The 26,127-nt window shown below is 62.3% G+C and carries 18 protein-coding genes and 6 pseudogenes; 18 read left to right on the forward strand and 6 right to left on the reverse strand.

Annotated elements, in window-relative coordinates:
• The first annotated feature begins 42 nt into the window (after positions 1 to 42).
• The 7 genes and pseudogenes from LDP01_RS12645 (at position 43) to LDP01_RS12680 (ending at position 7,638) form a co-directional block, all read left to right on the forward strand.
• Positions 43 to 1,557, forward strand: coding sequence for a GH1 family beta-glucosidase (locus LDP01_RS12645; RefSeq protein ID WP_224092697.1), 1,515 nt, complete (start codon positions 43 to 45; stop codon positions 1,555 to 1,557).
• Positions 1,558 to 2,073: 516 nt separating this feature from the next.
• Positions 2,074 to 2,844 (forward strand): sugar phosphate isomerase/epimerase family protein, encoded by a 771-nt coding sequence (locus tag LDP01_RS12655; RefSeq protein ID WP_224092699.1) that lies wholly within the window; start codon positions 2,074 to 2,076, stop codon positions 2,842 to 2,844.
• A 2-nt stretch (positions 2,845 to 2,846) separates the two neighbouring features.
• Positions 2,847 to 3,983 (forward strand): Gfo/Idh/MocA family protein, encoded by a 1,137-nt coding sequence (locus LDP01_RS12660; RefSeq protein ID WP_224093936.1) that lies wholly within the window; start codon positions 2,847 to 2,849, stop codon positions 3,981 to 3,983.
• Positions 3,984 to 4,004: 21 nt separating this feature from the next.
• Positions 4,005 to 5,216, forward strand: a complete 1,212-nt coding sequence (locus LDP01_RS12665; RefSeq protein WP_224092701.1) for a Gfo/Idh/MocA family protein — start codon at positions 4,005 to 4,007, stop codon at positions 5,214 to 5,216.
• Position 5,217: 1 nt separating this feature from the next.
• A pseudogene (locus LDP01_RS12670) lies at positions 5,218 to 6,219 on the forward strand (sugar phosphate isomerase/epimerase family protein); the annotation flags it as partial.
• 103 nt (positions 6,220 to 6,322) lie between these two features.
• A pseudogene (gene ppgK / locus LDP01_RS12675) lies at positions 6,323 to 7,081 on the forward strand (polyphosphate--glucose phosphotransferase).
• Between the two features lie 278 nt (positions 7,082 to 7,359).
• Positions 7,360 to 7,638 (forward strand): DUF2244 domain-containing protein, encoded by a 279-nt coding sequence (locus LDP01_RS12680; RefSeq protein ID WP_224092703.1) that lies wholly within the window; start codon positions 7,360 to 7,362, stop codon positions 7,636 to 7,638.
• Between the two features lie 36 nt (positions 7,639 to 7,674).
• On the opposite strand, the gene LDP01_RS12685 is transcribed toward LDP01_RS12680, so the two are convergent.
• The 3 genes and pseudogenes from LDP01_RS12685 to LDP01_RS12695 all read right to left on the reverse strand — a co-directional run bounded on the left by LDP01_RS12685 (position 7,675) and on the right by LDP01_RS12695 (position 10,585).
• On the reverse strand, positions 7,675 to 9,156 hold the full coding sequence (locus LDP01_RS12685) for a site-specific integrase (protein WP_224092705.1): 1,482 nt from the start codon (positions 9,154 to 9,156) through the stop codon (positions 7,675 to 7,677).
• Positions 9,149 to 9,502 carry a helix-turn-helix domain-containing protein gene (locus LDP01_RS12690; protein ID WP_224092706.1) on the reverse strand — a complete coding sequence of 118 codons (354 nt, stop codon included), beginning with the start codon at positions 9,500 to 9,502 and terminating at the stop codon, positions 9,149 to 9,151. Before LDP01_RS12690 ends, LDP01_RS12685 begins: the two co-directional genes overlap by 8 nt.
• Positions 9,495 to 10,585: pseudogene (locus LDP01_RS12695) on the reverse strand (site-specific integrase). The gene LDP01_RS12690 and the pseudogene LDP01_RS12695 overlap by 8 nt, the downstream one beginning before the upstream one ends.
• Before the next feature lie 614 nt (positions 10,586 to 11,199).
• On the opposite strand from LDP01_RS12695, the gene LDP01_RS12700 reads away from it, so the two are divergent.
• Positions 11,200 to 11,766, forward strand: coding sequence for a recombinase family protein (locus LDP01_RS12700; protein WP_224093937.1), 567 nt, complete (start codon positions 11,200 to 11,202; stop codon positions 11,764 to 11,766).
• A 346-nt stretch (positions 11,767 to 12,112) separates the two neighbouring features.
• Here LDP01_RS12700 and LDP01_RS12705 read toward each other — a convergent pair whose 3' ends face one another.
• Entirely contained in the window at positions 12,113 to 12,673 is a 561-nt protein-coding gene (locus LDP01_RS12705; RefSeq protein WP_346658936.1) for a nucleoside deaminase, read from the reverse strand.
• A 153-nt stretch (positions 12,674 to 12,826) separates the two neighbouring features.
• Here LDP01_RS12705 and LDP01_RS12710 point away from each other — a divergent pair, with 153 nt between their 5' ends.
• Positions 12,827 to 13,741, forward strand: coding sequence for a LysR family transcriptional regulator (locus tag LDP01_RS12710; RefSeq protein ID WP_224093938.1), 915 nt, complete (start codon positions 12,827 to 12,829; stop codon positions 13,739 to 13,741).
• 6 nt (positions 13,742 to 13,747) lie between these two features.
• Here the strand turns inward: LDP01_RS12710 and LDP01_RS12715 are convergent, their stop codons facing one another.
• Positions 13,748 to 14,809, reverse strand: a complete 1,062-nt coding sequence (locus tag LDP01_RS12715; protein WP_224093939.1) for a LacI family DNA-binding transcriptional regulator — start codon at positions 14,807 to 14,809, stop codon at positions 13,748 to 13,750.
• Between the two features lie 412 nt (positions 14,810 to 15,221).
• On the opposite strand from LDP01_RS12715, the gene LDP01_RS12720 reads away from it, so the two are divergent.
• The 9 genes and pseudogenes from LDP01_RS12720 to LDP01_RS12755 all read left to right on the forward strand — a co-directional run bounded on the left by LDP01_RS12720 (position 15,222) and on the right by LDP01_RS12755 (position 24,920).
• Positions 15,222 to 16,313, forward strand: coding sequence for a sugar ABC transporter substrate-binding protein (locus tag LDP01_RS12720; protein ID WP_224092724.1), 1,092 nt, complete (start codon positions 15,222 to 15,224; stop codon positions 16,311 to 16,313).
• 73 nt (positions 16,314 to 16,386) lie between these two features.
• A pseudogene (locus LDP01_RS12725) lies at positions 16,387 to 16,899 on the forward strand (ATP-binding cassette domain-containing protein); the annotation flags it as partial.
• Positions 16,900 to 17,297: 398 nt separating this feature from the next.
• On the forward strand, positions 17,298 to 17,966 hold the full coding sequence (locus tag LDP01_RS12730) for an ATP-binding cassette domain-containing protein (RefSeq protein ID WP_224093940.1): 669 nt from the start codon (positions 17,298 to 17,300) through the stop codon (positions 17,964 to 17,966).
• 39 nt (positions 17,967 to 18,005) lie between these two features.
• On the forward strand, positions 18,006 to 19,064 hold the full coding sequence (locus tag LDP01_RS12735) for an ABC transporter permease (protein WP_224092726.1): 1,059 nt from the start codon (positions 18,006 to 18,008) through the stop codon (positions 19,062 to 19,064).
• A gap of 42 nt (positions 19,065 to 19,106) precedes the next feature.
• Positions 19,107 to 20,057 carry an aldo/keto reductase gene (locus tag LDP01_RS12740; RefSeq protein WP_224092728.1) on the forward strand — a complete coding sequence of 317 codons (951 nt, stop codon included), beginning with the start codon at positions 19,107 to 19,109 and terminating at the stop codon, positions 20,055 to 20,057.
• A 44-nt stretch (positions 20,058 to 20,101) separates the two neighbouring features.
• Positions 20,102 to 21,755 (forward strand): annotated as a pseudogene (locus LDP01_RS12745) (GMC family oxidoreductase).
• A 119-nt stretch (positions 21,756 to 21,874) separates the two neighbouring features.
• Positions 21,875 to 22,507: pseudogene (locus LDP01_RS23745) on the forward strand (gluconate 2-dehydrogenase subunit 3 family protein); the annotation flags it as partial.
• A gap of 149 nt (positions 22,508 to 22,656) precedes the next feature.
• The gene (locus LDP01_RS12750; protein WP_224093942.1) at positions 22,657 to 23,649 is read left to right on the forward strand and encodes a LacI family DNA-binding transcriptional regulator; all 993 of its coding nucleotides are present in this window, start codon (positions 22,657 to 22,659) and stop codon (positions 23,647 to 23,649) included.
• Between the two features lie 179 nt (positions 23,650 to 23,828).
• On the forward strand, positions 23,829 to 24,920 hold the full coding sequence (locus LDP01_RS12755; RefSeq protein ID WP_224092741.1) for a nitrilase-related carbon-nitrogen hydrolase: 1,092 nt from the start codon (positions 23,829 to 23,831) through the stop codon (positions 24,918 to 24,920).
• 78 nt (positions 24,921 to 24,998) lie between these two features.
• On the opposite strand, the gene LDP01_RS12760 is transcribed toward LDP01_RS12755, so the two are convergent.
• A complete protein-coding gene (locus tag LDP01_RS12760) occupies positions 24,999 to 25,982 on the reverse strand; it encodes an acyl-CoA thioesterase (protein ID WP_224092743.1) in 984 nt (327 codons plus the stop codon).
• Between the last annotated feature and the right edge of the window lie 145 nt (positions 25,983 to 26,127).

A 26,127-nucleotide genomic window follows, 5' to 3' on the forward strand; every position in this document is an offset into this window, starting at 1 on the left:
CGGAACCAACGCGGTCACGCGACCGACGCGAAAGGACTGACCATGTACCACGGTCTCCTCGATAGCGGACACATCGATTTACCGCCCTCCTTCATTCTTGGCGCCGCGACCGCCGCCTACCAGATTGAGGGCGGCGCAACCGAAGGGGGACGGGGCCCCTCCATTTGGGATACCTTTAGCCACACTCCAGGGAAGACCGAAGGGGGCGCCACGGGAGACGTCGCCGCCGACCACTACCACCGTGTCGAGGAGGATCTCGGGTTGATGGAGGCCCTGAACCTAACCGCTTACCGGTTTTCGATCTCGTGGTCGCGCGTCATGCCGACCGGTGAGGGCGAGGTGAACGCTGAGGGCCTACAGTTCTATTCACGCCTCGTTGACAGTCTGCTGGCGCGCGGAATCCAACCGGTCGTAACGCTCAACCACTGGGACCTTCCACAAGCGCTGGAAGACAAGTACGGCGGCTGGCGCGGACGCAAGACCGCCTTCGCCTTCGAAAAGTACGCAGAGATCATGGGCGCTGCTCTCGGTGACCGCGTCTATATCTGGTCGACCCACAACGAGCCTTGGAACAACTCCTTCTCCGGATACGGCAGTGGAGCATTTGCACCCGGTGGAACAAGCCATGAAGATGCGCTCATCGCAGCGCACCACCTCAACCTTTCGCATGGACTTGCCGTCAAAGCGCTCCGGCGAACCATCACCCGGAACGACGCGCAAATCTCTGTGGCACTGAACATCTTCCGCGTAGCCGCTGAAACCCCGGAAGACGCAGAAGCTGCGCGCCAGTTCGACGCGGTGGCGAACCGCGTCTTCACCGGGCCCATGCTGAACGGGCAGTACCCTGCCGACCTTCTCGCCGACACACGGAAATTCACGGACTGGAGTTTCGTCCTTCCCGGGGATTTGGAAACCAGTCATCAACCGATCGATCTCCTGGGCGTGAACTATTACGAAGTCATGCATGTACGCCTGAACCCCGCCTATGACCCGGAAACCGAAAAAGACGGCGGCACCGCCTTCCCGGGCTCGGAAAGAATTGAGTTCCTTCGACGAGGAGACCTCGAGCGGACCGGGATGGACTGGGGGATTGAACCCCAAGGCCTCGAAGACCACCTCGTGGCACTTTCTGCTGAACATCCTGGTTTGCCGATCATGGTGATGGAAAACGGAGCAGCTTTTCCCGACACCGTCACCTCGTTGAACGGCAACAACGTTGTCCTAGATTTTGACCGTACCCGCTTCCTCATCGAACACGTCACGGCAACTGACCGCGCCCGCCACCGCGGGGCCAACGTTGTTGGCTACCTGGTCTGGTCACTCCTGGACAACTTCGAGTGGGCCGCCGGATACGGACCGCGATTCGGCATCATTCACGTCGATTACGACACCCTCCAGCGGACCCCGAAACTCAGCTCCCACTGGTTCTCTCAACTCTGCGCATCAAAAACCATCCCAACCCTGCGCGAGTTCTCACTCGACAGCAGGCCCGATCAGAGCCGGGCGCCTACTACTCACACAGAGGACGCCCTCGTGGCCAACCTGAGTAAGGATTAGAAACGACGTGATCGTCTAGCGCGGGGATTACACCCGCATGTGGCGTGTCTTCCTGGGCACAGATTCAACCGAAGCCGCGCGTTTGGGATTTCACCTGACGCGACACCGTGCTCGGCCGATTCAATGTTGACGGCGTCTGGATGCCCCTGGCCACAACCGCGAAATCCCCGCCGGCGGATGGAACCGCAAGCTCCGGGCGCCTCTTCCTGAAGTTGCTGGACCCCACCTGCTTAAAAGGAGAACAACATGCACGTTACCGACAAGGTCGTTCTTCAAAGACATCGCCCTCATCATGTTCGGCGTGCTCATCTCGGTCGTGCCGTTGCTGGTGCTGTTCTTCATCCGCGGCAAGCAACTCGTCGCTTGCGTTATGCAGGGAGCCGTCAAGGGATGAGGCAGCAATCCGCACATCAAAAGACTGAAATAACGCCCCGTAACAGCCGAAACAGGCTTCCGGGGTTCGCCGAAACAACAGCTAACCCCGATGTTTCAGAACCACCCGCAAAAGGAAGAACAATGTCCTATTCAATTCAGCTCTACACCCTCCGGGATGCCATCTCCGAAGACCTCCCCGCAACTCTCAGGAAGGTTGCGGAGATCGGTTTCACCCAGGTTGAGCCCTACAACTTCGTCGCTACGACCAAGGAGCTCGGCGCCGCGATGAAGGACAACGGCCTCACGGCGCCCTCCGGCCATGCGCCGCTGCTTTCCCAGGACCAGGATGAAATCTTTACCGCGGCGAAGGAACTGGGCATCAGCACCGTCATTGACCCCTACCAGCCAGCGGACCAATGGCAGAACGCCGAAACCATCCAGTCCACTGCGGCCAAGCTCAACGCCGCTGCGAAGAAAGGCGCCGAGTATGGCATTCGCGTGGGTTATCACAACCATGAGTGGGAACTCGAGTCCATTGTTGACGGGCGAACGGCGCTGGAATACCTCGCCGAGTACCTCGACCCCGCGGTAATCCTGGAGGTGGATACCTACTGGGTGGCCGTGGGCGGCCACGACCCCGTGGATATCCTCACAAAGCTCGGCGACAGGGTGAAGTTCATCCACATCAAAGACGGTCCCATAAACAAGGACAACAAGGCACAAAAAGCAGCAGGGCAGGGCAACGTCCCGGTCCTGGAGGTGATCGCCGCGGCACAATCCCTCGAAGTTGGCGTGGTGGAATTCGATGACTACTCCGGCGACATCTTCGACGGCATCGCGCAGAGCCTGGCCTTCCTGAACAGCAACGCGGCCAGCGCCGGTACGGGCGCTACCGAAGGAGCCAACGCGTGAGCATCCCCGCAGCATCCAGTCCGTCCACCTCGTCTTCCCTTCGGGGGCCGGTGGGCGTCGGCGTCATCGGAGCAGGCAACATCAGCAAGGCGTACCTGGACAACCTCACGGTTTTTCCGGACCTGAAGGTTCTGGTCATCGCCGACCTCTTCGAGGACGCCGCCGAGGCGCGCGCCAAGGAATGCGGCGTCCCCGAGTGGGGCGGCCCGGAAAAGGCGCTGAACCATCCCCACGTCGAAATCATCGTGAACCTGACCATCCCGGCAGCACACGTCGAGGTCGCCACGGCTGCGGTCAACGCCGGCAAGCACATCTGGACGGAGAAGCCTTTCTCCCTGGACCGCGAGTCCGGACTGGGGCTGCTCAAGGCAGCAGATACCGCCGGCATCCGCCTCGGAACGGCGCCGGACACGTTCCTGGGTGCGGGCCTGCAGACCGCCCGCCGCATCATCGAGTGCGGCGACATTGGAACTCCGCTGACGGGGATGACCACTTTCCAGACCCCCGGTCCGGAATCCTGGCACCCGAACCCGGCGTTCCTGTTCCAGCACGGCGCCGGCCCGTTGTTCGACATGGGCCCGTACTACCTCACTGCCCTGATCCAGACGTTCGGCTCGGTGCGCAGGGTTGCCGCCGTCGGCTCCTCCGCAAGGGCGACCCGGATCATCGGTTCCGGTCCGAAGGCCGGCGAGGAATTCGCCGTCGAAGTCCCCACCCATGTCTCCGCGATGGCGCAGTTCGAAAGCGGTGCGTCCTCCCACAGCGTGTTCTCCTTCGAGTCCCCCCGCCAGCGAATGGGGTTCGTGGAAATCACCGGCACCGAGGCCACGCTCTCGCTGCCGGACCCGAACTATTTCGACGGCGGCCTCAAGCTCTGGCGACCCGGCGCGGAAGAACCCGAAATCATCCCCGCCACCGGACCGGCCAACGGTCGCGGCCTGGGCGTGCTGGACATGGCCCGTGCCCTGCGCTCCGGCACTCCACACAGGGCCACCGGCGAACTGGCCTACCACGTGCTGGACACCATGGTCTCGATTTCCGAATCCGTGGAATCGGGCTCATTCGTGGACGTCACCAGCAACGCGCCCTCCTCCGAACCCGTCCCTGAGGACTGGGCGCCGGAAACCGCCACGCTCTAAGAATCAGCGAGGAACCACACCATGACCACCCCAGTCCGCCCATCCGACCAAACGCCTTCCCCGGCATACCGCCCAGCATCTGCCCCGCTGGGTGTGGCCGCCATTGGCTACGCGTTCATGGGGAAGGCCCACTCGAATGCGTGGCGGAACGTGGCCAGCTTCTTCGACGTCCCCGCCTTCGAGCAGAAAGTCCTCGTCGGCCGGGACGCCGAATCCGTTGCGGAGGCGGCCGCCAAGTACGGCTGGGCAGAGTCCGCCACCGACTGGCGGTCCGTCATTGCCCGGGACGACATCCACATCGTCGATATCTGCGCTCCGGGCTGGATGCACGCCGAAATCGCTGTTGCCGCCCTCGCTGCCGGGAAACACGTCCTCGTGGAAAAGCCGCTGGCGAACACGATCGCCGAGGCAGAAGCCATGACCGCAGCCGCGGCAACGGCCCGCGCGAACGGCGTGCAGTCGATGATCGGCTTCAACTACCGCCGCGTCCCCGCTCTTGCACTGGCCCGCGAACTGATCGCCGAAGGCCGGCTCGGCACCGTCCGCCACGTCCGGGCCGCCTACCTTCAGGACTGGCTCTCCGACGCCGAGTCCCCCATGACCTGGCGGCTCCGCAAGGAAACCGCCGGCTCCGGCGCCCACGGCGATATCGCCTCCCACGCCATCGACCAAATCCAACATCTCACCAATGAGACAGTTACCGAGGCCACCGGAACACTGCGGACATTCGTCGCAAGACGTCCCGGGCCCCACGGCCCCGAAGATGTCACGGTAGATGATGCTGTCTGGGCCACACTTGGACTGACGGGGGACGTCGGTGCGTCAGTTGAGGCGTCTCGAGTCGCGACCGGCCAAAAGAACAGCCTTCGCATAGAGATCTACGGCACTGCTGGTTCGCTCGCGTTTGACTTGGAAAACTTCAATGAGCTCCGTTTCCTGGACGCTACCGTTCCAGTCCGCGAACAGGGGTTTCGCCGGATTCTAGTCAACGAACCCGAGCACCCCTATCTGGCGGCGTGGTGGCCGCAGGGCCATATCATCGGTTGGGAACACACCTTCACCCACCAGATCCGGGATTTCCTCACCGCCATCCAGGAGCAGACCCCGCCCTCGCCGTCATTCGAAGACGGACTGCAGATCCAACGTGTCCTGACCGTCATCGAGGAATCGGCCGACAACCGCGGTGTTGTCACGCCTGTCCTACAACCAACCTTCGCTACGCAAGGAGCCTGACATGCCCCGCCCGTACACCCTGTTCACCGGCCAGTGGGCCGACCTCCCCTTCGAGGAAGTCGCCCGCCTTGCCTCAGGCTGGGGCTACGACGGCCTGGAAATCGCCATCTCCGGAGACCACCTGGACGCCTGGCGCTGGGACGAACCCGGCTACGTCGAATCCAAACTCGCCATACTGGAAAAGTACAACCTCAAGGTGTGGGCCATCTCCGGAGACCACCTCAAAGGCCAAGCCGTCTGCGATGACCCCATCGACTTCCGCCACGAAGCAATCGTCGGATCGCGCGTGTGGGGTGACGGCGAACCCGAAGGCGTCCGCCAACGCGCCGCCGAAGAAATGAAACACACCGCCCGCCTGGCACGCGCACTGGGAGTAGACACCGTCGTCGGGTTCACCGGCTCCTCCATCTGGCAATACGTCGCCATGTTCCCGCCCGTCCCCGAAAAGGTCATCGACGCCGGCTACCAGGACTTCGCCGACCGCTGGAACCCCATCCTGGACGTCTTCGATGAATGCGGTGTCCGCTTCGCCCACGAAGTCCACCCCTCCGAGATCGCCTACGACTACTGGACCACCGTCCGCACCCTCGAAGCCATCGGACACCGGCCCGCGTTCGGCCTGAACTGGGATCCCTCACACTTCATGTGGCAAGGCATTGACCCTGTCTCCTTTATCTGGGACTTCAAGGACCGGATCTACCATGTGGACTGCAAGGACACCAAGCTCCGGCCCACTGGCAGGAACACCGTGATCGGCTCGCACCTGCCGTGGGGCGATCCCCGCCGCGGCTGGGACTTCGTCTCCGCCGGACGCGGAGACGTGCCCTGGGAATCCTCCTTCCGGGCCCTCACCGCGATCGGCTACGACGGCCCCATTTCCGTGGAATGGGAAGACGCCGGCATGGACCGCCTGCATGGCGCCCCCGAAGCCCTCGCCGCCCTGAAGAAATTCGACTTCCCCGCCTCCCAAACCAGCTTCGACGCCGCCTTCAGCAGCAACGACTCGTGGGGGCTACCGATCTCGGCAGAAAGGTTGCCGGGGCGGCAACGGCAGTCCCCGGCGATACGCTAGTGCACGGTTTTCACACTTCTTCGGTACCAAGCGCATGGACATTGCATTTATCCGCGTTGACATTGGAGGCACGGGTATCAAAGGAGGGCTGGGAGACAAGAATCAAGGCAAAAACTCCTCGGTGACCGTACCGACTCCGCACCCGGCGACCCCCGAAGCAGTAGCCGCGGCAGTTTCCTTGGTGATCGAATGTATCTCAGTCCACCCGCAGGCTCCGGCTGCGTCTGCACCGGTAGGTGTGACATTTCCCGGCATAATCCGGCATGGCGTTGTGCACTCTGCGGCGAACATGGAGCAAAGCTGGCTGAACACTGACATCAACCAACTCCTAAGCGCCCGGCTGTGTCGGCCGGTACAGGCTGTAAACGGCGCTGATCCCGCAGGTAATGCCGAAATCAGTTACCGCGCTGGCATGTGCATAGACGGTTCGGTCCTAGCCATCACGCTGGGGACTGGCATTGTATCTGCGTTGTTCCTCAACGGTCAGCTCGTCCCCAATTCCGAGTTCGGACACCTGGAAGTAGATGGTGTTGCGGCCGAAAAGCGGGCTTCAGCAGTGGCACGCGAAAGGGACGGACTTTCCTGGAAGGAGTACAGCGACGTGCTGCAGCGATGCTTGTCACACCTGGAATTTTTTGTTCTCGCCCGAACTCGTTATCATCGGTGGAGGCATTCACAGCACGCCAACGATTACTTACCCAACCTCAAATTGGGAACCGCAGTACTTCCTGCCACGCTCCGCAATGATGCCGGCATAGTCGGTGCAGCACTTCAGGCCACCATCGCGCACTGAATCGGTTTGACGACCGCCATGATGAACTCGATTGGTAGCCACCGAAAGGATGTGCAGTGATTGCTGCTCCGACTTCGCGAAGGGCTCCCTCGCGGAGTTCGTAAGGCAGGTTCTCTCATCTACTTCTACTCGTCCTACTTAACTGGCATGCACGGGTATTCATGGGACGGGAGTAGCCGCCTCCGTGATTTGCCGACGGTGAACGGCACTCATACTGCTCGGTGGCGGGGCCGGTGTTAGCTCATGACAGAAAGCTCCTCCGGCTGTAGGCTCCGAATATGCCTGAGGGTCGGAAGCGCCTTGAGCCGCGTATGACGCGGGGCGGATTTCGCTGGCAGCTGGTCATGGTGTCCTTCATGGCCGTAAACGCAATCGTGCAAATTGCATTCCGGTGGAATCAAGCTTGGGGTCCCTTTCTTTACCTCATGCTGGCAATGCTGATTATCTGCGCGGTCTTCACCGCCTATCTGCTCTATGTGCGCCACTACGACGGTCATTTCTGGGACGAGGAAGAAGCCCGTCGCCAGGACTGGGATCGTCGGGGCCGGCAGCTTTAGGTATGTCCTCACGGACGCAAGCGAGACGGAGCCGTTCTAGTTTCTCGGGCTTTCGTGCAGGACGGACTCGTTTACTGCTGCGATGTACCGGGCATAGGCGGATGCCGAGTCGGTGGCGTGGCGTTCGATGGTAGTCGGGGAGTAGCCGAGGGTTTCGGCGATGATGGCCACGGGTGCGAGTTTGGTGAGTTCGTGGAGTGTTCCGAGTCGCGCGGCGCGGGTGTTGAAGAGCTTGCTGAGTCGGGTTGTGAGGTGCCCTGGGTGGATGTGGCGTCCGGGTGATGTTCCGCGGAATACCCACTTGGTGTTGGGGTGTGCTGCGGTCAGTTCGTGGCCTGGGTTTGCGGCGAGCTCCCGCCATGGCTGGGCTAACGGGTCCGGCAGCGCAATTTTGGTGGTTCCGAGTTGGATGGTGACTAAGTCTTCAGTGACTGTGACGTCGTCCCAGGTCAGCCGGGCGATGTTTTCGGCTTGTTGTCCGAAGACGAGGATGAGGATCGCGGCGGCCCGGTCACGGGTCTCCGGTCCGTTGGTGTGGATGATTTGTTGGAGCGCTTTGTCTTGCCCGATCTTGGGGAGTCTTGGGCTGGTGCCGCGGCGGTGCGGGACGATGGTGAGCCCCGCTGGGGCGGCCTTGGTTTTGATGGCCCATTTGAGGAAGCGCTCAGCGATGCGTCTCGTCGTGGGCCCCTCGGATTGCCATACATCAAGGTGGGACTGCTGCAGTTCCGGCAGTTTGATGTCATGACCGGTGAGCCAGTTCAGGAGGTCGATGGCGACGGTGACTTCCTGTTTGGCGCGCAGGAAAGTGCCGCGGGAGACTTCGTCCATGAGGTTCATGCGTCGCTGGTGATGCCATCGGATGTAGCGGCGGATCACGTCAAGGTTCTGTGGGTCGCTGACGCGTTCCATGGCTTGGGTGGCCCAGCTTTCGTAGCGAATCAGGAACGCATTTCGCTGGGGGAGCACCCCGTGCTCGATGAGGAGCCCTCGGACGTACTCGCGGGTGCGGGAGTCGGGCAGTTCATCGAAGGTGTCGTGACTGATTTTGGGTGCGGTAGCGAGGTTACGAAGGAAGGCCGTGACGTGCTTTTGCCGGATCCAGGTCATGCCGCTGTTGGCCCGTTTCATTGACTTCAGTGCCGCCGCCAGCGGGATCAGTTCCGTGGCCATGACTCCCGTAGCTGGGTCTGTAAGCAGGTCGTCTACGATGTCGCCGAGGACGCAGGTCCAGCAGCGTCCACCACTGTAAAGTTCGTCTTCGGCGCCGCAGCCCACACAGTCAACGTTGAGCCGAACGCCCGAGCAGCTGCGGCATGCTGGCTCCTCATCGATAATTCCCGGAAGAACACCTTCATGGCCGCAGGCGCAGACTCCACGGGTGCGCTTTGCCTGCTGATAGCAGTAGCCGCAAACGCCGCCGTCTGGCCAGCGCGCGACGGTTTGATGGTGCTGACCGCAGCGACTGCAGGGAACCGGCCAGCGGATCGGGTCCTCTGCTTTGCGTGGCCTACTCACCGTCCTCAGAAGCGACGAGGCGGACACGTCGTGCGATGGGGTTGCCTGGTTGGATGCCGAGGTCTTCACTGCGCTTCGGGGCATTGGCTGTCGCCGCGGCGCGCATCTCCACGAATGGTTCGAACAGGTCGTTGGGTGTGCAGTCCAGGATGTCGCAGAGCGCCGCGAATGTCTTGGCCGGAATGCGCTCCGGAGTCGATGTGACCAGCCTGTAGACCTGACTTTCGGAAAGGTTGATACCACGAGATTTCAGGAGCGGCATCAGTTCGGTGGTCTTCCACAGGTTCTGCTTTGCCATCAGGGCTCGCAAGTTCCAGCGGTAGCCAATCCGGCGCTGTTCAGGCATCTGGGTCCTCCAAGTTCGCGATGCGGCGTGCAATCATCTGCTGCACGGATTTCTGCTTGAAGTCCGACGATACCGACGTGTAGAGCCCGGTGGTCGAGGCGTAGGAGTGGCCAACCTGAGTCTGCACGAAGGCCGCGTCATAGCCGGCTTCGATCAGGTGGGTCACGTAGGAATGCCTGAGGCAATGCAGACCCAGCTCCTGGGGCAAGCCGACGGCATCCCGGGCAGCGGCGAACGCATCCCCGAAAGAGCCCAGGGACATCCGGGCACCCCGCTCGCTCGGCCAAAGAGCCGAGGACCGTTCAGCTGTCGGAAACTGCTGCCGCAGCCCTCCGGATGTCCAGGTCTTGAGCTGGTCCACGACCCAGTCGAACTCCGGAACGGTCAGCACGGTGCGCCGTCTGGGTCCTGAGCCTGCCGTTCCCTTGGCGAACCGTACCTGAACTGCTCCGAACCGGCCGTAGTCACTGACGTGCGGGTTCGGGCCGAAGTCTTCCAGGTCCAGCATGGTCATCTCACGTCGGCGAAGCCCATAGGCATAGCAGACCTTGAACGCCACAGAGTCGCGGAAAAGGGGCAGCCATCGTTTGCTGCCAGCGGCGTATTCCCGGTCGACAAGGTCATCGATGTAGTCGAATAGTCGCTGCAGTTCCGCCTTGGTGAACGACCGCTTCTTCGCCGGGACGGCATCATCGGTGGTGTGCCTTGGCATATTCCACTCGAAGCAGATCTGGCTCGGAATATCGCCGAAAGTCCGTTCGCAGAACTCGCCCCAGCCATAGCCAGGATGCGTCAGATAAGAGCAGAACATCGCCACGGCGTTGCTGTACGAGCGCAACGTTTTCAGGCTGATCGGTTTCTCGCCCGAGCGCAGATCGGCCAGGAAGTCATCGATGTCGGCGTGGCGCCATTGCCATGGGAATTCACCCGTGAAGCGCTGAAAACGCTCCAGCAGCTGGCCGCGCTGCTTGATGGTCTGAGTCGTGAGGCCACGTGCCAGCATCTGCGGCGCCAGCCATCGAGCATGGCAGTGAAAACCCGTTCATCAGCCCGGAACAGCCCAATGTCCGGATCCACCAGCATCCGCGGGACGAAACCCGGAACGGCATTACCCACCACGACCCCTAAACCATGGAAACATGCATTAGATGCAGGAAACCTATAGCCATAAGCGATCCGAGGGCAAATTCAGTCGTTGGCGTGAGGAATGCGCGCGCCGGGCAAAGCCCGGCTGACCTGCGGAAACGCTGGATTCGTCATGGGGCGGGAGTTCTCGCAGCTGCTTCTACTCCCGTTGTTTGAACGCCGATAACCGACGTTATGTCGTGTTAATGCTTGAAGCTTCAACTAACTTTTATTTTTGAGAGTCTACCTCAGGCCCTCTCCCCCGCGATCGCCCTTGCTGTTTACGCCGTACGGCAAGGATTTCAGCCATTTGCGCAGCAACCCGCTGCGCAAAGGAAGCCGGCCCGAACGACGGCAACGCCAAGGCATAAAACGCCTGCCTGGCCGCCCAATTGTCCAAAGTTCTTTGGACAATTGGCCGAAGCGATTGGAACCCGGAACTATTCGAGCGCCGGCCGGGAACCCGGTGCTTCGTTGAAGCCTGTCCACTCTGACGCCGTTGGGACATGAATGTCTTGACGCTGCTTGCCAAGGACTCTCAAACTCAAAGGGACGGCGGCGGGAGGATTCCGGTGAATGGTCAACGAATCGGATACGTGCGAGTGAGCACTCTCGACCAAAACGAGAAACGCCAACTCGATGGCGAAGTCCTGGATCGCGTCTTCACGGATAAAGCCTCCGGCCGGGACACGGCAAGGCCGCAGCTTGCTGAACTTCTGCGGTTTGCCCGCGAAGGCGACACCGTGGTCGTGCACAGCATGGACCGGCTCGCCCGCAACCTGGACGATCTGCGCTCCTTGGTCCAGGGCCTCACCCGCAAAGGAGTACGCGTGCAGTTCGTCAAGGAACACCTCCTCTTCACCGGGGAGGACTCCCCCATGGCCAACCTCATGCTCTCGGTCATGGGTGCCTTCGCCGAGTTCGAACGCTCCCTCATCAAGGAACGCCAACGAGAAGGCATCGCCCTCGCCAAGCAACGCGGCGCCTACCACGGACGCAAAAGGAGCCTTAGCCCCGAACGCGCCGCCGAGCTCGTGCTAAGGGCGGACAGCGGAATACCAAAATCTGTCCTGGCCAACGATTACGGCATCAGCCGGGAAACTGTTTACCAGTACCTGCGCCAGGCAAAGCAGACGTGAGTACTTGATCGATGGACGGCCCCGATGGCTCGTCCATGCAGACCGCAATGCACGCTCGTCCGTGAGTCCGCAGAGGACGCAGTCGTGAGCTTCTGCCGCAGGAGCCCGCGGTCGTAGTTCATTCCCAGGCTGGACGGAACGTCGGTTATCGGCCCCCAAATAGGACGAGTAGACGTCCCTCGGCTGGGCCAAGAGGATTTACTCGGCAGCGCAGAGGGTTCCTAACGTCCGCGCTTGGCGCAGATACTGTGGGCCGTCTCCCTGGTGATCCGGAAGTCGGGGGCAAGGACGACTTTTGAATCACTACTGACGTCCCGCTGGAGCAGCTCGACAGCCCGCTCCGGAGTTAGGGTCTGTTTCGGCCCCAGACAGGCGCCTCATTGCTTGGCCAGGGCCATCCTTGCACGGCTCTGAGGGAAATGGTGCCTCGTTCCTCTAGTTCCAGAAGCCGGCATGTGGTTTCGCGGCTTCTTCTTCGATGTGCGGGCCCCGAGACCTCGGTGGGGCGGCCTCCATCGGCGAATACAAGCCTGCAGGGGTGAGACAGAGTGGGGTTTTCCGGATGACTGCCGGTTATCGCCAGCAAACCGGTTTCTGCCAGGCCGTAAACTACCCGGCCGATGCCGGCCCAGTAGATCGCGCCCGCACACATGGCGCAGGGCTCACAGGATGTGTACAGGGTGTGGCTGGGAAGCTCATTGTGGGGGATGGACCGGGATGCCAAACGCACCAGGTTGGTTTCGGCGTGGTTTGTGACGTCGTTCTCGGTTGTCACGGTGTTCTCAGCTTCCAGGACGATGTTGCCGTTGGCGTTTACGAGAATTGCGCCGAAGGGGTGGTTGCCGTTGTCCCGGGCGTTCCGGGAAACGATGATGGCGCGGCGGAGATATTCGAGGTCGTTGTTCATGCTGGTCCTTTCACCTCAACGGCGCCAGAGACATTGGCGGTGAGGTCTTTCGTGGTTCCGACGGGTCTTTATGCCCGGGTTCATGCAACGATATGCAGCCAAACGCTGAAGAAGAAGTGATTTACTATCGGAACAGACGATAGGTGAGTGATGATGCGGTACTCGTTGGAGCAGGTCGAGGCTTTCGTGATGAGCTGCAAGTGGGGTTCCTTCTCCGCTGCGGCCAGAGCATTAGGGCGCAGCCAGTCCACCATCAGTGCTGCCGTGGCCAACCTGGAGATAGCTCTTGGGCTGGAGTTGTTTGATCGGACGACACGTATTCCCACCCTGACCCCAGCCGGCGAAACGATGCTGGTCGAGGCATTAATTGTTTACGATCGATGCCAAGCACTGGAAAGCCACGCGGATGCCATGTCGGAAGGCGACCCGGCGAGCCTCACCATTGCGGCAGGCATCCCGTACCAGAACCTGGTGGCCGTTCTGGTGGAATTCGCCGAGAACTTTCCCCACACGGACCTTGTTATCCGAAATCCTGAACACGGTGACGTCGCCGGCTTGGTCCAACGCGGTGAGGCCGCCCTGGGGATTGCTTTTGCCCAGCCCCGGTATCCCCGGGAAATTCAGTTTCATCAACTCGGGAAACTGATCCTCACCCACGTCGCCCATGCCCGGCATGCGTTGGCGGCGAAGACCACTGTGAGCTTTGACGACTTACGCGCGCACAGGCACATTGTTTACACCGCGCATGCTGCCAGCTTGCCGACCACTGAATACCTGCAGTCCGCACAGGTGTGGCGTGCCGATAACTATGAGGCTCTCATTTCGATGGCATCGGCGGGCTTGGGGTGGGCAACTTTGCCACGGCAGCTGATCGTGGACCAGATAAACGGCGGCCAACTGATCGAGCTACAACTGGAGGCTTACCCCTATACGGATTGGCTCGTATCGGTGGACCTGTTGTCTTTGAGGGGACGCCGGATAGGGAAGGCGGAAAGCTGGCTGCTTACCCGGCTCAGAAACCATAAGATTCAGGAGCTGGATAAGCACGGGAAGCCCACTACGTGGTAACGGGTTTCATGTCTCCTGTTCGATGATGGGGCCCTCCGGTGGATGTGTCGCGTCGCTTCGTAAATTCCGAACCGGGGGTGCTGCTTTGGGAGGCACAGCGGTGCTTTGGCGGACAACGAGCTGGGTGGGGATGAGGGTGACACCGCGTTTGGTGGTCTTGGTGCGGATCTGCTGTAGGACGTTGTCGACGCACTGGTTGCCGACGTCGGCGAAGTTCTGGTGGACCGTGGTGAGCGGGGGAGTGAAGGAGGACGCTTCGGGGACGTCGTCGAAGCCGACCAGGCTGATGTCTCCTGGAACTGATTTCCCCTTTTCGCGGAAGGCCCGGAGCATGCCGAGCGCCATGTGGTCGTTCGCGGCGAATACCGCGGTGCAGCCGGGCTCGTCGGCGAGCCGCAGACCGACGGCGTAGCCGGAGTCCGCTGACCAGTCGCCTCGCAGCAGCGGCGGGACAGGCCTGCCGGCGTCGGTGAGCGCCGCGTGCCAGGCGGCCGCGCGGCGTTCGCTGGCGAAGGACGCTTCGGGGCCGGCGACGTGCCAGACGGTTTCGTGGCCGAGGTCCAGGAGGTGTTTGACGGCCTTGCGGGCGCCGCCGGCCTGGTCGGTGTCCACCACGCTGTACTGCTCACCGGCGTCGGGATCGACGACGACGACCCTCACTCCCGGGGGCAGAGTCGCTGTCGCTGCCTCGAGGAGGTGGACCTCCATGATGGCAATCACCGCGTCGACGGCGAGTTCGCCGATGCGTGAGAACGCACCCTGGATACCGGCTTGGGTGGGGGCGGTGACGGGGATCAGTGTGATGGCGAAGTCCTGCCGGGCTGCGTGCAGCGCGATTGCCTCAAGCGTACGCATGGTCCCCAAGGACGACAACGAGAACGTGATCACGCCGATGGTCCGGAAACTTCCGCGCCTCAGCGCCCGTGCCGCACTGTTGGGCCGATATCCCAATTCATTCATCGCAGCAGTGACGCGCCGCCTGGTGTCATCGTGCACATCGCGGCTCCCGTTCGCCACCCGGGACACGGTCTGCGTCGAAACTCCGGCCCGTACGGCAACATCCACCATCGATACACGATCAATGACGGTTGCGGCAGGTTTGGCGAAGGTGGTCTTCGGTCCCGCGCCCGAGTGGAGCCGATCGCCTGGCCCCAAATCAGGATGCCGCAACTGTTCCCGTTGCTCCGGGGGCGGGTTCTCGTCAAGGTCCCAGCACATCTGTCCTACCTGGTTGGCCGCGGGCCGCTTCGATGCGTCCGCGGGAAGAAAGATACTTCCGAGTTAGCGATAAATCAGGATCCTTATCACTGACCTGATCATGGGATACCTCTGACTTTCCCTTTATTTTGCAGGACCTATTCGGAAAACGCCAGCTTCATTAAATTTTCCTCCAGCCTCTTGATAGTGCGCTAACTCAGACTGTAACGTGACTCTCGTGCCCCAAAGTTGGGGTGATCACGAACACAAGGGAGTGTTGTTCATGCAGAGAACTACAACTGGAATTCGTCGAAACAAGAGACTTGGCAGAGCGGCACTGTGTGCTTCTGTCCTGACGGTCTCCATGCTTGGGCTGGCTGGCTGTAAGGGCGGCGCTGCCGCGGACGACGCGGGGGAGAAGGCAAGCGGCAAGGGGCTGGTCATCGGCTGGAGCCAGCGCGGCATCAGCGGCAGTGACTGGTGGAAGACTCTTGTTGAGGGCGGCCAGGCCGAGGCCGGCAAGGTCGGCGCGCGTGTGGAGCTGCTGGACGCCAACGGTGACACAGTCCGGCAGAACGCCGACGTGCAGACCCTGATCACCAAGGGTGTGGACGTGGTCGTTATGAACCCAAATGATCCGCTTGGCGTTGGTCCCTCGATTCAGGCCTTGAAGGACGCGGGCATACCCGTTGTGACGGTCAACTCGAGCGTAGATAAGTCCTTGGTTCCGGACATGTTCTGCTACGTTGCCGAGGATCAGGAGCACACCGGCTCGCTCGCCGGCGAGGTAGCTGCACAGCGCGCGCTGGAGAAGTACGGAGAGAAGGGCGAGATTAAGCTCGTCGGTATCGGCGGCTTCCCCGGAGATGTGCTGAGCGACCTTCGGTTCAACGGTTTCATGACCGGATGGAACCGCATTATGGAGAAGCACCCCGGTGTCACCACCGTCAAGCTTGACACCAAGTACGGTGAGTGGAAACCGGACAAGGCCCTGGCCCCAATACGTGACGTCGCCACCGCCAACCCCGACCTCAAGGTCGTCTACAGCATGAGCGATGTCATGCACGGCGGCATCGTCCAGGGCCTGCAGCAGGCCGGCCTGTGGGGTGACGGGATCATCATGGCCAGCTACGACGGGGGCATGGGCGCCATCAAGGAGATGGTGGACAACCCGAAGGGACCGCTCCAGGCGGATGCATCCAACCAGCCTTGGGACCAGGGAGCCGCAGCAGTGCGAATGGCAGTTGCCGCCGTCCAGGGTGACCAGGCCCAGTGCCCCGGCAAGACCAAGTACATCGATACAACCGTGGTGACGCCCGCTGACGCGGCCAAATACTACGTCCCCGGTGACACGTACGTCCGCGCCAAAGATTAAGAACCTGCCGGCCCGGACAGCAATCTTGCGCCGAAACCCTCCCGGCCCCGAAAGTCCTAGATAAGGAACATCTATGTCCGCCAACAACCAGGCACCGGTGGCATCAGCCACCGGGACCGTGGGGAAATCCCATTTCAGCGCCCCAGAGCTCGAACTCGAGGGCATCACCAAGTCCTACCCCGGCGTTAAGGCGCTGAAGGGTGTCAGCTTCAGCGTCGGCCGAGGATCGATCCACGCGTTGGCCGGACAAAACGGGGCCGGCAAGTCCACGCTCGTCAAGATCCTTTCCGGCGCCGAATCACCGGACTCGGGGAGCATACGCCTTGGTGGCGAGCTCCAGCGCTTCCGGGATCCAATGGATGCCCAGCAGGCAGGTATTCACACCATCTACCAGGAGCTCTCGCTCGTTCCTTCCCTGTCCGTGGCCGAGAACATCTTCCTGGGCCAGCTGCCACTGCGCGGCGGCGCGGCCGTGGACTGGCAGCGGATGCAGGCCCAGGCGCGGGCCGCCCTGGACCGGGTGGGTTTCGACCTGGACGTTCGCCGCCCCGTAGCAAGTTACTCCACCGCGGAGCAGCAGGCCGTGGAGTTGGCCAAGGCCTTGCACAAGGACGCCCGGGTGCTGCTGCTGGACGAACCCACGTCCACGTTGCCGATGCCCGACGTCGAACGGCTCTTCACGGTCCTGAGGTCCCTGTCCGAGCAGGGTGTGACGCTGCTGTACATCTCGCACCGCATGGACGAGCTCTTCTCGCTCTGCGACGCCGTGACTGTGCTGCGCGATGGCGTGAACGCCGCGGATTTGAAGACTGCAGACTCCAAACCCGCCGATGTCGTCACGGCAATGGTCGGCAAGAGCCTTGAAGGCTCCATTGCCGAGGCGGCCCTGCGCGGGGAACGCTCACCCAGCCTCGGTGCAGGGCCCCCCGGGAGAGCGTCATCCTCTCAGCCCGCGACCTCTCCGAGGAGGGGTACGTGGACAAGGTGTCGTTCGAACTGCATGAAGGCGAGGTCCTCGGCATTTCCGGGCTCATCGGCAGTGGCCAGTCAGAACTCGCTGGCCTCATCGCGGGTGCGCGGCGCCGGACCTCAGGCGAGATCCGCGTCGACGGGAAAGCAGTGGACTTCCGTGCCCCGCGCGATGCGATCCGCCGAGGGATCGGGCTGCTGCCGCAGGACCGGAAAGCCGCAGGCTTCATCCCGGACATGGGCGTCGCCGGCAACATCACCTTGGCCAGCCTTCCGCAGTTCAGCCGGCTGAGCGTTATCCAGTCCCGGCGGGAGCGCGGCGTGGCCGGCGAGATGGTGGCACGACTCGGCATGAAGGTCTCCGGGGTGAACCAGCCGCTCAAGACGCTGAGTGGGGGAACCCAGCAGAAGGCCATCCTGGCCCGCTGGCTTGTCCGCCAGTCACGCATCCTCGTGTGCGACGAACCAACCCGCGGAGTAGACGTCGGCGCGAAGGAGGACATGTACGAACTCATCCGCGAGTTCGCGCAGGCCGGAGGAACCGTCGTAGTGGCGAGCTCGGAGATCACCGAGGCGATGATGTGCGACCGCGTCCTCGTCATGGCCCGCGGCCGGGTCGTCGCAGAACTCGCACACGATGACATCGACCCCTCCGGCAACGCCATTCTCGAACGCTTCGCCTGACGGCGCTATCCATCAGACTTTCTACACAGGAGAACAACCATGTCCCGGACCCTGTCGCCCCTGCCCCAGCGCAGTGACACCACGTCCCAATCCTCAAGCATCACCTCGCGGCTGCGGGGCAGCGCCCTGCGCGCCCTGCCCAAGAGTTATCTGATCCTGGTCCTCCTCGCGATCATCGCGGTGGGCTACTACGTCTCCGATGACTTCCTGACGTTCCGCAATGCCGAAAACGTGATCACGGCCGCATCGATCGTCGTCGTGCTGGCCATCGGACAATACTTCGTTATCCTGACAGGCGGCATTGACCTGTCTGTGGGGTCGATCCTGGCCATGTCCACGGTCCTTACCGCACTCACCTTGCAGGCCGGAATGCCCGCTGGCGCGTCCGTCGTGTTCGTACTGGCCTCTTGCGCTGTCGCAGGACTGATCAACGGCGTCCTCGTGGTTTGGCTGAACATTCCGCCCTTCATCGCAACGCTTGCCATGATGAGCGCCGTCAAGGGCTTCAGCTACATCATCCAGTCGACAAGCTTGATCGAGATCCGCGACCAGGGACTCATTCAGGCCTTCTCCCGCGGCAGCTTCCTCGGTATCCGCAACCCGGTCCTGATCTTCATCATCGTGGCCGTGGTGGCGGCGCTTGTGGCCAAATACACGACGTTCGGCCGCTCCCTCTACGCGATTGGCGGCAATCCTGAAGCCTCGCGGCTTTCGGGCCTGCCGGTCGCGCGGAACCTGATCATCACCTACACCATCTCCGGCGTTCTTGCCGGCTTGGCCGGACTTGTTGCGGCGGCCCAGCTACGGCAGGGCAGCTCACTCATCGGCGTAGGCTACGAACTCGACGCGATAGCAGCCGTCGTCGTGGGCGGCGCCTCCCTGATGGGCGGCAAGGGCGACCCCCTAAACGCAGTGATCGGCGTATTCATCCTGACGACCATCATCAACATCATGAACCTCGTCGGAATCTCCTCCGAACCGCAGCTGCTCATAAAAGGCGCAGTGATCATCCTCGCCGTCTTCCTCTCCAGCGCGGGCGGCGTCCAGAGGATTTCCGGATTCTTCGCCAAACATTTCCGGCGCCCCCGGGTTGCTTAAAACCCAAACCGTCAACCCATTCAGCTCCAGAAAGCAGGAATCATGTCCATTCGTCCCCTGGGCCGCACCGGCCTGACTGTCTCCGATATCTGTGTCGGCACGAGCGCGCTGGGCAGCTTTCCCGCCCAGTACGGTTACGAAGTCGATGAAGGCACCGCCGTCGCCACGATTCACCGCGTCTTTGACGGGCCCTTCACTTTCATCGATACCTCAAATGAGTACGGCGGGGGTGCCAGCGAAGAGCGGATTGGCCGGGCGATCGCCGAGCGGGGCGGCATCCCCGAGGGATACGTAGTCGCCACGAAGGTCGACCCCGTTCCCGGCAGCACTGACTTCTCCGGTGACCGCGTCCGCCGGTCCGTCGAGGAAAGCCTTGAGCGCCTGGGCCTCGATAAGCTCCAGCTCGTCTACCTGCACGACCCCGAAAAGATCTCGTTCGAGGAGGGTGTGGCCAAGGGAGGTCCCCTTGAAGCTCTAATAGATCTCCGGGATCAGGGCGTTATCCAGTGCCTGGGCGTCGCCGGAGGCCCGATTGACCTGGAGCTGCAGTACCTTGCGACGGATGCGTTCGACGCCGTCATCAGCCACAACCGCTACACCCTCGTCGAACAGACCGCCGAGCCGCTCCTGGAGGACGCAGCCCGCCGCGGAGTCGCCTTCGTCAATGCCGCCCCCTTCGGCGGCGGCATGCTCGTCAAGGGCCCGCGGGCCGTCCCGCGATACTGCTACGCCCCTGTCGACCAGGCGACGATCGACAGGGTCCTGCGCATGGAGGCGCTGTGCGGGCAGTACGGTGTCCCACTCGCAGCGGCTGCCCTGCAATTCTCCGTGCGCGACGAGCGCGTGGCATCCACCATCGTTGGAATGTCCCGCCCGAACCGCGTCGAGGAGACCCTCCACCTGCTTAACCACGACATCCCCCAGGAACTCTGGGACAAGCTCCTGCCTCTTGCAAGCGTGGGCCGCAACGGCATTGAAGCCGTGACGGTCTGAGCGCCAGTGCGCGAAGCAGGACTTTACGAAAGGAAACCAAAATAATGACCAGGAAGAAGCAGCCCGAGCCTGTCGACGTCGTCATCGTCGGCGCAGGCGCCGGCGGGGCCACAGCGGCAAAGGTGCTGTCCGAGGCTGGCCTGAAGGTGGTGGGCCTGGAGCGGGGGCCATGGCTGAAGCCTGAGCACGCTTCGGGAGACGAGCTGAAGTTCCTCAACCGGAATTTCATCTGGCAGGACCCGAAGGTGAAGCCGCGGACCTACCGCCCGAACGACAAGGTCGAGGCGGAAATCACCAACTTCTCGGCGACGCCGCAGGTTGTCGGCGGAGGTACCACCCACTGGGGTGGCATGGTGCCGCGCATGGCCGAGAGCGATTTCAAGCTGCGCAGCCTGCACGGCGACGTGCCGGGTGCGAGCCTGGTCGACTGGCCCATCTCGTATGACGAACTGGAGCCGTACTACACGCGCGTTGAGTGGGAGTTCGGCACGTCGGGCCTGGCGGGGGCGAACAAGTGGGAAGCGTGGCGCAGCCGGGGCTACCCGACCAAGCCATCACCGCTGAGCCAGATCGGGCGGACCTTCGCCACCGCGATGTCCAAGCTCGGCCACGGCACTTTCCCGATGCCGCAGGGCATGGTCACCGAACCTTACCGGGGGCGCCAACCCTTCAGCGAGAACGGCTTCTGGCAGCAATACCCCGATCCGGGCACCGGCAAGTCATCGACCCTGATCAGCTTTATCCCGGACGCGATAGCGACCGGCCGCTACGACCTCCGCCCAGACTCCTACGTCAGCGAGATACTCGTTGGCAAGGACGGTCGCGCCACCGGTGTCCGCTACCAGGACGAGGACGGCGACGAATTCGTCCAACACGCCAAAGCCGTCATCGTCTGTGGTGGCGGCATCGAAACCCCGCGGCTGCTGCTCATGTCCAAGTCGGGGCTCTTCCCGGACGGACTCGGCAACGGCAGCGGCATGGTTGGCAAGAACGCGACCTTCCACCAATACTCCTTCTCGGTTGGCTTGTTTGACCGTGAGGTGAGTGATCCGCTGTACGGGTGGGCGGGCCACTACATGAGCCTGTGTTCGTTCGACTTCTACGAAACGGACGAGAGCCGGGGCCATATTCTCGGGTCTCTGATCTTCCCCTCGATGATCGGGCACCCTGTGAACTGGAGCTTCCCCGGCAGGCCGACCTGGGGCCAGGCGGCGAAGGACGCGGACCGCGACTTTTTCAACCACAGCATGAAAATCGGGGTCCTGTTGCATGATTTGCCGGTTGAGGACAACCGCGTCGACCTTGACCCGAACGTCAAAGACGCCTGGGGGCTGCCGGTGGCGCGCATTACCCACACGCCCCACTCCAACGACTTCGCCCAGGAACGCTGGCAGGTCGCCAAGAACGGGGAAATCCTCGAGGCCGCAGGGGCGAAGAAGGTCATCCCGGTCAACATGGAGCGCATCACGGGCAATACCTCGCACGAACTGGGCACCGCCCGCATGGGCAACGACCCGGCGACGTCGGTCGTCGACCGCTGGTGCCGCTCGCACGAGGTACCAAACCTCTACGTTTTCGACGCGAGCTTCTTCCCGACCGCGACCGGCATCAACCCGGCCCCTGACGATCATGGCGAACGCTTGGCGGTGCTCGGACCGAATCCTCCAGGTCGACCGCCACGGCTGGTCCGAAAACTGATTTGCACCCCACACAGGATACGAAAGGACAGATCTCACATGGGACAGGCGGAATGGGCTACGGTACCGATCTCAACACGCGACGTCGAAGGGCCGGTCTTCTTCACCGAGCACGAGTGGAATACGATCGAGGCCGCAACGGCCCGGATCATCCCCACTGACCATCATCCGGGCGCGCGTGAGGCCAAGGTTGTGCGCTTCATTGACCGGATGCTGGCGGGAACGCAGTTCATCTTCCCGGCTGCTGACGGGAACGGGTTCCTCCGGATGGAGGGCCGCGACGAGGCCGCGTGGCAGGAGCGCATCAAGCAGCGCCGGGAGTTTTACCGCGAAGGCGTTGTGGAGCTGGACCGGCTGGCGAAGGAGCGTGCCGACGTCGGGTTCCTCGAACTTCCGGCGGAGGACCAGGACGCGGTGTTGGAGACGTTATCGGGCGCGGAGAAGCCGAACGCTTTCTCACTGGAGCACTCCGAGGCCGGTCTTGGGGGCGCGCCGGCAGGCAACCAACCGGTCAACGAGGACTTTCTGGAGTTCTTCCCTCTGCTGGTGCTCAACACCCGTCAGGGGTTTTACGGCGACCCGGTTTACGGAGGCAACGAGAATCGGGTCGGTTGGGGTGTCATCGGCTTCGACGGACCCCCGTCGCTGGCCTCAACCATGGACGGCAGCTACACAACCCGCAAGTACATGGTGGAGGGGGCCGAGTGGCCGTACGACCAGCATCCCGAAGTCCTGCGGTACAGGCGCCCGTGACAGCCGGCGCAACGCCCGGCGTCGCGTTCAGGGGTTCGTCGAGGGTGACCGGGGATAATGGAGTGGTGTCCACGACCCCTGCACCTTCAGAAGCCCGGAACTCCAACGGGCGCGGGGAGCGGCTGGCCTCCAGGTCAAAGGCCCCTCGCATGTCCGATGTTGCCCGGCTCGCCGGGGTCTCGCAGCAGACGGTGTCACGGGTTGTCAGGGGAGCGACCAACGTGGACCCGGACATCCGTCAACGCGTTGAGCATGCCATCGCACAGCTGCGGTACCGCCGCAATCCAGCGGCAGCGGCTCTCGCCAGCAACCGGACCATGACAATCGGCGTTGTCAGCTTCGAACTGTCGGTCCTCGGACCAACGGTGGCCTTGTACGGTATTTCCGAGGAAGCCCGGCAACATGGCTATGCGACGCGTTTAGTCACGTTGGCCAGCCTTCGCCGGGAAGATATTAGGGCTGCCTTCGAATCCATCAATTCGGACACAGTTGACGGCGTGATCGTGCTCGCGCCCCTGTTGGATGCGATCACGGTGCTTGAGGGCCTCGACGTCGGTGTTCCCGTAGTGACCTTCCAGCAAGGATCGCAGCCGAGCCCGACAAGCGTTTCTGTTGACGAAGTGCGTGGTGCGCGGATGGTGGTGCGCCACCTGCTGGACCTCGGACACGAAACCGTATGGCACGTCCAAGGCCCGCCGGGCTGGATGGCAACATCTGCCCGGGTCCAGGGATGGGCAGCGGAGCTCGGGGCTGCTGGACGAGTCGTTCCGACGCCGCTGCCAACTTCCGACTGGTCGGCCGCCGAGGGATACCGTGTCGGCCGTGAACTCGCCGCAAAGAAGGACGTCACGGCGGTCTTTGCCGCCAACGACCCCTTCGCGCTGGGAGTAATCAAGGCCATGGACGAGGCCGGGCGCGACGTTCCGGTCGATGTCAGCGTGGTGGGATTCGACGACGTCAAAGAAGCGCCGTTCTTCCGCCCGGCACTAACGACTGTAAAGCTGGATTTCGAAGCAATCGGTCATATCGCTGTAAGCCGTATCCTCGCCATGATCAAAGAGGAAGCCGAGGGAGACATCCCCCTGCTGGAGCCACGCCTCATACTCCGCGACACCACAGCACCGCCGCGAAGCAAGCGCTAACACAAAGCGCCGCCTGCCCCGCCATACCCGGGGTTCAACTCCCGACCAGGGCCATCAATGGTCTCTGGTCCACCCCTAAGAACCGGAGCACTCCCAGTTCTTGCAATCCCTAACTAAACCGGAATACCGTGAGTTAGCGCTAACTCAGGTACTCAAAGAAGAGAAAAGAGAAAGAAACAATGGTCGATCCATTTGTCGTCGTCGCAGTGTCGCCGCGGACCATCAACGTGAAAAATCCCGGCGACGGCGTAGCGAACGTCAAACGCATCAACGAATTCATCGACACGGCAGTCATGGTTGGGTCCTGGGAAGGCTCTCCGGTCAAGCTGGTCGTCCTGCCCGAAATGGCAATCCAGGGCATGATCGCCAACACGCCAGGGAACCGCGAAAAGGAACGCCACTTTGCCGTGACAATCCCCGGTCCGGAGACGGACGAACTCGCGAAAAAGGCCGTGGAACTCAACACCTACATCGCTGCTGAGTTGTACATGGTCAAGGACGAGGACTTCCCGGAGCGCCACTTCAATGTCGCCTTCATCATCGATCCGCAGGGCGACATCATCTACAAGCGCTACAAAGCCACCAGTGACGCCTACGAGGGCGGCATGCTTGGCAACATGAACCCGCACGACGTCTGGGACGAATGGATTGAAAAGAAGGGCGATGGCAATGCAATGGACGCCATTTTCCCTGTGGCCAGGACCGAGATCGGCAACATCGGGTACGCCATCTGCCACGAGGGTGTGTACCCCGAGGTGCCGCGTGGGCTCGCGATGAACGGTGCCGAGATCATTATCCGGGGCACCCTGATCGAGCCGGCCGTGCAGAACGGCATGTGGGAACTGCAGAACCGGGCCCACGCCATGTTCAACTCGGCGTACGTCGTCGCTCCGAACCTGGGGCCCGAAGTCCGTGACGACGGGTCAATGCAGGACCTGTTCGGCGGCCAGTCCATGATCGTCGGTCCACGCGGCCAGATCCTGACCAAGCAGCAGGGCTGGACCTCGGGCGACTCGTTCGTCTGCACCACGATCGACATCGAGGCGCTGCGGCGTGCCCGTCTCTCGAACGGCCTGTACAACCAGTTCAAGGACCTGCGCACGGAGCAGTACCGGGTCATTTACGACACCCCGATCTATCCGAAGAACCAGTACCTCGACGCGCCCCCGGCCGAGGGCTGGCTTGCCCGGGAAGACTCAACACGGGCCGCCAATATCGAGAAGCTCATCGAGCGCGGCGTTCTCACTCCGCCGACGGGTTACAAAGCCTAGACCGATGGTGTTGGCCGCGGGCGTGCTTCGCGCCCGCGGCCAACGCGCTTTGTTCCATCGGGCCTGACTTAGCCGAAGTCATGCCTCTTGGTAGCCACCTGCCTTCAGCAAGTGGTCGGGCAGCCGGTTTCCGGGGGCCCTGCCGCGGATCTCCAGCAATTCCCTGGCGTGCGCGTGCAGTTTCTTGTCTTCTTCGGACACCGGCACCCACGGCGGAATGGGTACGGCTGTTCCGGTTTCGTCACGGGCCACCATGACCGTCAGGCAATACGTGGTGAGGTTCATTTCGCGGGTTTTCGGATCGCCGGAGCGGACGTGCACGGCGATGTGCATTCCCTTTGCCCCGGTGTACACGAGCCGCGCTTCCACCTCCACTACGTGGCCGATCAGCAACGGCCGGTAGAAGCGCACGCCGCCCGAGAACACCGCCACAGTATCCCGGCCGCAGTACCTGGAGGCGCAAACGTAGGCGGCCTCATCGATCCATTTCATGACGATGCCACCGTGGACTTTGCCACCCCAGTTCACATCAGTGGGGGACGCCATGAAGCGCAACGTCACGCGTTCGGCGGTGCCGGCGTCGGTATATTCCTGGGCGTTCATCGCATTGACGATCTGCTCGCGGACTTCAATGCGGGCAAGCGCGTGATCACGTTGCTCAATCTCGTCCGGAGTGGAGGGCTCGAACTGTGGCACGGGAATCGGCTTGCCGTCAGGTCCGACGGCCACGAAAATCACCATGCACTGGCTGTGCATCGTCTCCGGTCCACCCTTGGGGTCGCGCGAGCTGACCACCGTGTGGATGTGCATGGAAGAACGGCCGGTGTAGACGATGGTGGACGTCACCTCCACCATGTCGCCGCTGTTCACCGGATCCGTGAAGTGGATGTTGCCCACGTATGCGGTGACGCAATATGACTTCGCCCAACCAACGGCCGCCGCGTACGCAGCCTTGTCCACCCACTCAAGGACGGTGCCGGCGTCGACGGATCCACTGTGGCCCACATCCATGGGGGCGGCGAGGAAGCGGAGGGTTACGGAGTTGCTGGGGGACTCGCTCATGCTCGAAGTTTACTGTTGGCGGGTTTCTGTTACGTGTCCACGTCGTGCGCTCGCCGTCCGGCTGGCCAGACCTTCTGCCCGGCCGATTCGATGGTTAGCTGCGCACAATGCCGGGCGAACCATCGAATGCGCAGCTAGCCAGCGA

This window comes from Arthrobacter sp. StoSoilB13, from assembly GCF_019977255.1.
Classification (GTDB): domain Bacteria; phylum Actinomycetota; class Actinomycetes; order Actinomycetales; family Micrococcaceae; genus Arthrobacter.

Coding starts and splice junctions, on each gene's coding strand:
- LDP01_RS12645 (WP_224092697.1), top strand. CDS start 43: ATGTACCACGGTCTCCTCGATAGCGGACACATCGATTTACCGCCCTCC.
- LDP01_RS12655 (WP_224092699.1), top strand. CDS start 2,074: ATGTCCTATTCAATTCAGCTCTACACCCTCCGGGATGCCATCTCCGAA.
- LDP01_RS12665 (WP_224092701.1), top strand. CDS start 4,005: ATGACCACCCCAGTCCGCCCATCCGACCAAACGCCTTCCCCGGCATAC.
- LDP01_RS12680 (WP_224092703.1), top strand. CDS start 7,360: ATGCCTGAGGGTCGGAAGCGCCTTGAGCCGCGTATGACGCGGGGCGGA.
- LDP01_RS12690 (WP_224092706.1), bottom strand. CDS start 9,502: ATGCCTGAACAGCGCCGGATTGGCTACCGCTGGAACTTGCGAGCCCTG.
- LDP01_RS12705 (WP_346658936.1), bottom strand. CDS start 12,673: ATGAACAACGACCTCGAATATCTCCGCCGCGCCATCATCGTTTCCCGG.
- LDP01_RS12710 (WP_224093938.1), top strand. CDS start 12,827: ATGCGGTACTCGTTGGAGCAGGTCGAGGCTTTCGTGATGAGCTGCAAG.
- LDP01_RS12715 (WP_224093939.1), bottom strand. CDS start 14,809: ATGGTGGATGTTGCCGTACGGGCCGGAGTTTCGACGCAGACCGTGTCC.
- LDP01_RS12720 (WP_224092724.1), top strand. CDS start 15,222: ATGCAGAGAACTACAACTGGAATTCGTCGAAACAAGAGACTTGGCAGA.
- LDP01_RS12735 (WP_224092726.1), top strand. CDS start 18,006: ATGTCCCGGACCCTGTCGCCCCTGCCCCAGCGCAGTGACACCACGTCC.
- LDP01_RS12740 (WP_224092728.1), top strand. CDS start 19,107: ATGTCCATTCGTCCCCTGGGCCGCACCGGCCTGACTGTCTCCGATATC.
- LDP01_RS12750 (WP_224093942.1), top strand. CDS start 22,657: ATGTCCGATGTTGCCCGGCTCGCCGGGGTCTCGCAGCAGACGGTGTCA.
- LDP01_RS12755 (WP_224092741.1), top strand. CDS start 23,829: ATGGTCGATCCATTTGTCGTCGTCGCAGTGTCGCCGCGGACCATCAAC.
- LDP01_RS12760 (WP_224092743.1), bottom strand. CDS start 25,982: ATGAGCGAGTCCCCCAGCAACTCCGTAACCCTCCGCTTCCTCGCCGCC.